Genomic DNA, 8308 nt, shown 5'->3' with positions numbered 1-8308 from the left:
TAATCACCTGCAATTCGATGGCCGAACCCTATATGTATCACGCCGAAGCAATGGCCGAATATATGCAAATATTCCCGCGCTATTGCATGAGCGTGGGTGCTGGCGGCAGCACGACCTTTTCGATCCTACATCATGCAGCCGCTGCGATCGTCAGCGGCATGTGCCATACCGTCCTGATCACGATGGCCGACAGTTTACGTAGCGGCCTGACACGAGATCAGGCTATGAAAATGCAGTCGTCGGCGGGCCATTCTCAGTTTGAAATTCCCTTCGGCCCCACGGTCCCAGCTTTTTACGCCCTGATCGCCCGTGCCCATATGCACAAATATGGCACGACCGCCGAACAGTTCGCCGCAATCGCCGTCGCCTGCCGTAAACATGCCTGCCTCAACCCGGCCGCCGAAATGCGCACCCCTATAACCATCGACGATGTCATGAATTCGCGCATGATTGCCGACCCCTTACACCTGCTCGACTGTTCACTGGTGTCGGACGGTGGATCAGCGATCATCATGACCTCGGCTGATAGAGCCGAGGATTTCCCGCATGACCCTGTGTATATCCTAGGTGTGGGCGAAGGGCATGGCCATGAACATATCAGCCAAGCACAAAGCCTGACCACATCCTTCGCCGTGGAATCGGGCAGGCGGGCTTATGCCATGGCGGGCCTTAAGCCGAGCGACATGGACTTCGCGCAATTATACGATTGTTTCACACCCACAGTGCTGGTGGAGCTTGAAGATTTAGGCTTTTGCAAAAAGGGCGAAGGCGGCGCATTTGTGGAAAATGGCAATATTGAACTGGGTGGTATGTTACCGGTTAATACCCATGGCGGGCTTTTATCGCACTGCCATCCGGGTAATCCGGGGTCGATGTTTGCACTCACCGAAACCGTGACGCAGCTTCGTGGCACGGCGGGCGCGCGTCAAGTCGAGGACGCCAAAGTCGCGATTGTGCACGGCCAAGGCGGTATCATGTCTAGCCATACCACAGTGATCCTCGGGAGGGAGCGGCACTGATGACCGGCCAGATAGAAAAGTTTCTTCCCTGCCCGACCTCAGAATCCGCGCCTTTCTGGCAGGGCTGCCGCGATCATAAGCTATTGCTGCAATACTGCATGGCCTGCGGCACGCATCAATTCTACCCGCGCATTATCTGTGCAAACTGCATGTCCGAACAGCTGGAATGGCGCGAAGCCAGCGGACGCGGCACTGTGGAAACCTACACCATCGTCACCCGCGCTGTGTCGGACGCATATGCAGCAGACGTCCCCTATGTCATTGCCCTAATCACGCTTGAGGAAGGCCCGCGAATGATGAGCAATGTCATCGGCTGCGACGTCGAAAGCATCAAATGCGGAGTTGCGGTCGAAGTGGTTTTCGAGCAGTGGTCAGCTGAAATCACTATGCCCAAATTCCGGCCTGTCGCAGGCCAGCCTGCAAGCTAGGCTTGGATGTGGCACCTGCATAGCTGGTAATAGAGCATCCTTGTCGGCGCGCGTTACATCGTGTCAGCAAGACGTTCCGCGTCAGCAAAAGCCTGTGCCATAGCCGCAGCGACAACATCGTCAGGGCCGAAAGTTCCCGCCACGCGCACCGCACTGATGTCTGCCACGCCGATGAAGCCCAACCATGCCTTCAAATATGCGAGTTGAAAATCCAGCCCGTCAATTTCGGGCAGGCTGCCAAAGGGCATGGCGCTGGCTGCAACGATTATAGCCCGCCGCCCCTGAGCCAACCCTTCGACATTGCCAACGCTATCGTTGCGGAATGTGAGGCCCGGCTGTGTCAAGATATCAATATATTGTTTCAGCCGATACGGGATGCCGAAATTCCACATCGGTGTGGCTATCAAATAGCTATCAAATGACAGGAATTGATCAGTCCATTTCTTCAGATCTCGCCATGCGTCTACTTGCTCAGGATCAACCGCATTACCGGCGAGCAAATGATAGCGACCTGCAACGGCATCTTGATCAAATGCGGGTAAATCTATGTCGAACAAATCAAGACGCTCGACTGATAATGATGGATTTCGCTCTTTAAGTCTCGCCAGCAAATGATCGGCGACCATGGCCGATCGCGACCGTTCCTTGCGTGGACTGGCCCCGATATAAAGCAGCCTGTTCATTCAACGTCCATGCCGATGTAGATGACACCGTCGATTATTTCGACATCCCATACATTTATCGGCAATTTCGTTAATGTTCCCATTGCGGAACCATCACGCATGTCGAAGCGGACACCGTGCGCGGGACAAAAGATATGAAACCCCTTCAATTTGCCGCCTTCGAGGGCCTGCAAGGCATGGCTGCACCTGTTCTCGATAGCGAACACGCCAGCAGGAGTGCGGGCGACGAGCACAGACTTTCCATGCAAAGCGAACTTACGGGTGCCATTTTCGGGAATATCGCAAAGCGGCGCGACAGGAATTTTCACGGTTTCAGCATCCTTGATCAACGATGTGCCTAATCAGTCGAAAACGCATACAAATTCCTTCGAAAAATCTTTATCTTTTACCCGCTAAAGATGCCTGAAGTGCCTTAAAAAAGCAAACATGATTGTCGTTTTGGGTTAGCACTCTATACGAGATTACAGCACTTTTTAAAGGTCATGGGCTATGGATGCGAAAACGACGCGGCGTATCAAAGACAACATCGCATTCGAAGCCGCGCGCACCGAGCCCCCGGCGGGATTTCCGCGGCTGCCCGACATCGCAGCGGCCCGCTATACCGATCCGCAATTTCTTGAATTGGAAAAACAGGGTCTTTGGAAACGCAGCTGGCTTTATGCTGGGCACAGCAGCCAAGTCGCTGAACCGGGCAACTGGTTCCTCACGCGCTATACCGGTACGCCCATTCTGATCGTGCGTGATCTGCAGGGTGAATTGCGCGCCTTCTACAACACCTGTCGCCATCGCGGCGGCCCACTTGTCACGGAAGACGCCGGTCAGGGCCGAGGTTTTGTCTGCGGCTATCACGGCTGGAGCTATACGCTCGATGGTCAGTTGAAATCGGTACGCGATAAGCGCGATTTCGTCGATCTCGACTTTGCATGCCGGTCGCTGCTGTCCGTCCGCTGTGAAACGCTGGGTGGCTGGATTTTTATCAACGAGGACCCTGATGCGTTGGGGCTGCTCGAAAGCTTAGGGCCGTTGGAAAGCGAACTTCGGCAATTTGATCTCGACAATCTCATGCTCGTCCATTCGCGCAGCTATGACGTTGCCTGTAACGTGAAAGTGCTGCTGGATGTATTCTTGGAGGTGTATCATCTAAAATCGATCCACCAGAACACGGCCGACCGGTTCCTCGATCACCGCGGTATGACCGCCACCCTTTGGCCGCATGGCCATTCACGGATGATCACACCCAATCGCCGACCAGATTGGATCGATCCCGGCACGCGAGGGATGCCGGACATCCCAAGCGTCACCGAGATTCCCCGCATAAACAATGTCAGTTACAATATCTTTCCCAATATCGTGATGCCCCCAACAGCAACCGGAATTCCCATGCTCGTTTTCTGGCCAAAAACCGCGAACTCGATGCAGATTGAATGCCATTGGTTTGGTCCCAAGATAGCAACTGAAGACCTTAGCCCGCTTTGGGAAACACGGATCAAAAACTTTGAAACGATCCTGCTCGAAGATTTAAGGTTCGCGTCAAAGATTCAGGAATCCGTCGAAGGTCCTGGTTTCATAGGCATGCCCCTCAACTATCAGGAGCGCCGTATATATCATTGGCACGAGGAAGCAGATCGCCGGATTGGCCCCGAACGCGTGCCAACCCAAATGCGCGTTAAACAAGTGCTTAGCGACTGGATTGAAAAGCTTTGATATAAGCATGACCCATCGCGGCCACGATTACTTGCCGTCCGGTGTGAAGACCATGAGAAGGTTACCCGGCATATGATAATAAAGACCATAGCCGGAATTGACGACGACATGGCCATTGGCCACTGTCGCACCCGGGCCACTCATGCCACCGCCTCTCGCTGTCGAACCTGAAATCGTCTTTACAGGCAGTGTTGTGTCCACAGTCCATATGGCTTTGCCCGAACGGCTGTCATAGGCCCTAAAGCGACCATCAAGATGCCCCGCGAAGACAAATCCGTTCAAAGCCGTAACGGCCGCGGAAATGCCGGGATCACAGTTTTCCCGATTGCCGCAAATATTATCTGCTTTTGACTTCCAAAATACACGGCCATTTGCAGCATCGATGGCGTGAATACCGGCCCCGCGTATCTTTGCATTATAAACGCGGCCGTCTTTCGTATCTTCCATGTCATTAATTGGAACGTAAACAAGACGCCCTTGAGCTGCCATTCCGAAATGAACGCCACCCTGTGTTCCGCCATGGCCAAGGGTCGTTTTCCAGACTGGCTTCCCCGTGTCCGGGTCAAGGCCGTATACATCCGCAGATTTCTGTCCTGCAACGATCATGGTCTTCCCGGCACCAATTGGCACAACAAGCACTGAAGCCGCCACATCGAGATCAGGACCATTTTCCTTGGGGCAATTGTCATTGCCTATCATGCAACCAACGTTCCAGGCATCGCCTTTGGTCAACTGGGTCACCCAAATCCGTTTGCCCGTTTTTGCATTTACAGCAAATACGGCATCGCTATTCCCATCAGCGGGGGAAGAGTAATTCTCTCCCGATCCGAAATAGACCCTATTTGTTGCCGCATCAAAAGTGGGGCTGTTCCAAATTGGAGCGCCCGATGGCCCGATGATATCCGTTCCAACTTTGGTCTTGCCATAGCGAACGCCCGGAGCGGTAACACTATAATGCCGCCAATTTACAGAACCGGACTTGGCATTAAGTGCCACGACCGAACCCCTGAAAGTGCAGCATGCATAATTTGGATCGGCGGCAGCGGTTACTTCCAGAGACGATACAGGGACGAAGATCTGCCCGCCTCCAATGGTGGGCGTTCCTGTGATCGTTGCGTTTGAATGGTCATCTATTTTGGCCTTCCAAATAAGCTTACCCGTCATCGCATCAAGTGCATACATGCGGGCCAGCACATCCCCGAAATATAAACGCTTTGTCTCGGGATCTATAACGACAGCAGTACGCACTTCAGCGGATGCCCGGAAAGACCAACGCATACAGCCCGTTTCGAGATCAAATGCGTACACTGTACCGTCTTGGCTTCCAACAAACACCGCGCCCCAGCCAATGGACGGTTGAGACCTCGCCCTTTGGGCCTTTGGATAAGCGAACGTCCATTTCAGTTTTAGCTGCGGGACCTGTTCCTTGGTCAATCCTGCTTGTTGGGCCGAAATAAATCTACTGTTATCATGACCCCACCCCGTCTTAGCGGGCAGCGATCCTGTGTCAAACCGCGCATATTGCGCATTGCATGAAGCAGGCGGCGCGGGTGCTTTGTAATCTGCAAGTGAAGTGCGGGTCAGATATTCTGCGATCTGTTGGCGTTGCAATGCAGACAGATGAGCGGATTGCTGGCTCATTATCCCGCCATTCATAGAAGCCAGAAGGGCATCTGGCGCCATCATTTCAAGCCAGACCTGCTGTGGTGCTTTGGGCACGCCACCATTATGGCAGGCGGCGCAATTTTCTTGAAACAGGCCCTTTCCGGGATGTTTCTCTACATCAATGGTCGGGCCATCTCGCGACTGCATTTCGTCAGTCGAAGTCATTCTTTCCCCACCAACCTTATCAGCTGATGGTTGACTACACCCTGCAAAGGCAAGCGACGCAGCTAAAACCAATCCGATCCAACTGCGTCGCATAAACTTATCCTAACTTCTCTTTAGAACTTCGCGCCAGCTTCAACGCCAAAATAGCGCGGCGGACCGTAGAGTGTGAATGTCCACAAACCACCGACAACTTGGCTAGCCGTTTCATAACGCTTATCGGTCAGGTTCTTACCAACGAGACGCAGCGAATATTTATCGTCCAAATCGGCAAGGGTGATCGACCCATTCAGCAGCGTCCGAGCACGGAGGAAGGTGTTATCCCGCGCATCGGCAATCGACTGCGTAAATAGGTTCTGCCCTACATAGCTAAGATTCGCATTTACCGCCAACTTCAGCTTGCCGCTGACAGGTGTTTCATAGGTCCCGTCGACGGACCATTGCCATTTAGGTGCACGGTCCATCGGAGCTTTCGACAGATCATAGCCTGCGGGTATCGGCGTTGCATATTTCCGGTACTTCGCATCTTGATAGCCAAGAACGCCGCGAAGGGTAAGCCCATCGGTTGGGATCAGTGTTGCCTCTGCCTCAAGGCCCTTTACCCGGGCGCTGGCTGCGTTGAAGAAACGTGTGACCTGATTAGGCTGGCCATTCACAACGATGGGCACAACAATCTGCTTTTGCAGATCGCTATAATCCACCCAGAAACCGGTTAGGTTAAGCCGCGCGCGGTTGTCAAGGAACTGAGTCTTTACACCAGCCTCATAGCTGTCTGCTTTTTCAGGCTTGGTTGCCGCCGCAGCATTTGCAAATGCAACCAAATCAGTCCCAAACGCTCCGAAACTACCGATCTGGTCGTTGAAACCGCCGCCCTTGAAACCATGCGAATAGGTCGCATACAGGAATGTATCATCACTGGCCTTATAGGAAGCGGAGAACCGATAAGTCGGCTCATTATCGCTTGCCCGCACAGTGACGACGCCAGCTTTGTAGTTATAAACACTCGCGTCAAGCGGCTGGGCGATTTTGATGCTTGGATCAAACGCCCCCCCCAATGCCGGAATGAATGCCTGCTGGCGACCGCGCCAAGTCTTGCGCTCCCAGGTGTAGCGACCGCCCGCTGTGAGTGAAAGCTTGTCATTTACCTTGAAAGTACCCTCGGCAAACAACGCTGTCGATTTCGCCTTTTGCGCATTGCACAACAGGTAAGGCGAATCGTTCCAAGCACCGAAGGGCAGAGGACCGCCCGTAAGATCAAGGAAGCCCAGCAACTGGTTTACGCAGAAGTCAGCATCGTCCCTTTGGTAGAAACCACCTGCAACAAAATCAAATGCACCACCCAGATCTGAGGCAAAGCGCAATTCTTGCTGCCAGGTCTTGCGATCGTCGTCGCGCGTTGCATCAAACAGAGACAGAACCGAACCGTCTGCTGCTACGGGAGCCTGACCGGTATAGGTGTTCGGCAAACGAGAGCGCTGGCTGCGCCAGCCCGTGATTGACGTGAACGTACCCATGCCGACATCAACATTCATATTGAGGTAAACGCCATCGACATCGACGACATGGCCATCCTGCATCCGCATTAGGCCGTCCTGACGGTTTGACACGCCTCCGTTGTTAAGGGGGTCGCTGTTTTTGTTGCCGCGCGATCCAACATTCAGTGCATCGAACAAGAAGAAACGGCCGCCGCCATTGACGGGGGTTTCATTCACTGTCGCGGGCGTTTCCGAACTATCGCGGATCATTTCATATTGCAGCAGCGCATCAAAATTGTCTGATGGCTCCCACAGCAATTTGGCACGCAAATTGTAGACATCAGTACCACCTACGCGGCGGCCATCGCCACAACCCGACCGGCCAACAAATTTCGCCGTAGAGGCAGGCAGCGCAGGTGGTGTCGTTAGAAAGGTTCCAACCGGACCATAGCAAGCGCCGTTGCGGACGAAACCGTCCGAATATTCATATCCGCCGACCAGGCGTAACGCGAGCTGGTCTTGGATGATTGGAATATTGACCGACGCATTTGCACTAACAGACTTAAAGCTACCTGCCGATAGACGGACCTCAGCTCCAAAATTTGTGAGATCAGGCCGCTTCGTTTTAACGGTGACAGCGCCGCCAATCGCGTTTTTGCCGAACAAAGTACCTTGCGGTCCGCGCAACACTTCAACTTGCTGTACGTCAAACGTATCCAGCAACTGGGTTTGCACGCTCGGCATTACAAAATCGTCAACGGTTACAAGCACCGAGGGTTCAAAATAAACGATAATGTTATTTTGCCCAACACCACGCATAGCAAAGGACGCTGCATTGAAGCCGGTTATCTTTGCGGCGGAGAAGTTAGGAACAAAAGACGCAAGATCGCCGATATTGTCAGGGCTTGCCTGCTCGATGATGGTTTGGTCGACTGCGGTGATTGCAATCGGAGTCGTCTGGAGATTGGAGTCGCGCCGCGTTGCCGTGACAATAATCTCCGACAGGCCAGTATCGTCTGAAGATACCTCAGTCGTCTGTGCAAAAGCAGGTGTCGCAAGCGCCAGAACTAAGCCAGTGCCAATCCCGCGAGTCAAAAATTTTCTAACCATTTAGATACTCCCCTCCGATAGTATTCAAGCAGCCGTTTTTTATTTTTGTGCTGCCCCACCCT

Annotated in this window: 7 protein-coding genes; 3 read left to right on the top strand and 4 right to left on the bottom strand. The window is 53.3% G+C overall.

Annotated features, from left to right (window positions below; genetic code table 11):
* Together ACILP4_RS00815 and ACILP4_RS00810 are read left to right on the top strand one after the other, a co-directional pair.
* On the top strand, positions 1-1019 hold a 1019-nt coding region (locus ACILP4_RS00815), incomplete at its 5' end, for a thiolase C-terminal domain-containing protein (RefSeq protein WP_395618858.1).
* Positions 1019-1447: a Zn-ribbon domain-containing OB-fold protein gene (locus ACILP4_RS00810; protein ID WP_395618857.1), complete on the top strand. Its 429-nt coding sequence runs from the start codon at positions 1019-1021 to the stop codon at positions 1445-1447. The genes ACILP4_RS00815 and ACILP4_RS00810, both read left to right, overlap by 1 nt.
* A 53-nt stretch (positions 1448-1500) precedes the next feature.
* On the opposite strand, the gene ACILP4_RS00805 is transcribed toward ACILP4_RS00810, so the two are convergent.
* Both ACILP4_RS00805 and ACILP4_RS00800 read right to left on the bottom strand, forming a co-directional pair.
* Complete coding sequence (locus ACILP4_RS00805) at positions 1501-2130, bottom strand: FMN-dependent NADH-azoreductase (RefSeq protein WP_395618856.1); 630 nt, start codon at positions 2128-2130, stop codon at positions 1501-1503.
* The gene (locus ACILP4_RS00800; RefSeq protein WP_395618855.1) at positions 2127-2459 is read right to left on the bottom strand and encodes a Rieske (2Fe-2S) protein; all 333 of its coding nucleotides are present in this window, start codon (positions 2457-2459) and stop codon (positions 2127-2129) included. Before ACILP4_RS00800 ends, ACILP4_RS00805 begins: the two co-directional genes overlap by 4 nt.
* Before the next feature lie 160 nt (positions 2460-2619).
* On the opposite strand from ACILP4_RS00800, the gene ACILP4_RS00795 reads away from it, so the two are divergent.
* Entirely contained in the window at positions 2620-3834 is a 1215-nt protein-coding gene (locus ACILP4_RS00795) for an aromatic ring-hydroxylating dioxygenase subunit alpha (protein WP_395618854.1), read from the top strand.
* Positions 3835-3861: 27 nt separating this feature from the next.
* Here ACILP4_RS00795 and ACILP4_RS00790 read toward each other — a convergent pair whose 3' ends face one another.
* Positions 3862-5664 (bottom strand): PQQ-binding-like beta-propeller repeat protein, encoded by a 1803-nt coding sequence (locus ACILP4_RS00790; RefSeq protein WP_395618853.1) that lies wholly within the window; start codon positions 5662-5664, stop codon positions 3862-3864.
* A 113-nt stretch (positions 5665-5777) separates the two neighbouring features.
* Complete coding sequence (locus tag ACILP4_RS00785; protein WP_395618852.1) at positions 5778-8246, bottom strand: TonB-dependent receptor; 2469 nt, start codon at positions 8244-8246, stop codon at positions 5778-5780.
* Positions 8247-8308: the final 62 nt, after the last annotated feature.

It is taken from the genome of Sphingorhabdus sp. (assembly GCF_044239045.1).
Taxonomy (GTDB): Bacteria; Pseudomonadota; Alphaproteobacteria; order Sphingomonadales; family Sphingomonadaceae; genus Sphingorhabdus_B.
Note: the sequence above shows the minus strand (reverse complement) of the source record. Positions and strands in the feature narration are given on the sequence as shown.

Excerpts from the sequence above, each read along its gene's own strand:
- ACILP4_RS00810 (WP_395618857.1), top strand. The coding sequence starts at position 1,019 with ATGACCGGCCAGATAGAAAAGTTTCTTCCCTGCCCGACCTCAGAATCC.
- ACILP4_RS00805 (WP_395618856.1), bottom strand. The coding sequence starts at position 2,130 with ATGAACAGGCTGCTTTATATCGGGGCCAGTCCACGCAAGGAACGGTCG.
- ACILP4_RS00795 (WP_395618854.1), top strand. The coding sequence starts at position 2,620 with ATGGATGCGAAAACGACGCGGCGTATCAAAGACAACATCGCATTCGAA.
- ACILP4_RS00790 (WP_395618853.1), bottom strand. The coding sequence starts at position 5,664 with ATGACTTCGACTGACGAAATGCAGTCGCGAGATGGCCCGACCATTGAT.
- ACILP4_RS00785 (WP_395618852.1), bottom strand. The coding sequence starts at position 8,246 with ATGGTTAGAAAATTTTTGACTCGCGGGATTGGCACTGGCTTAGTTCTG.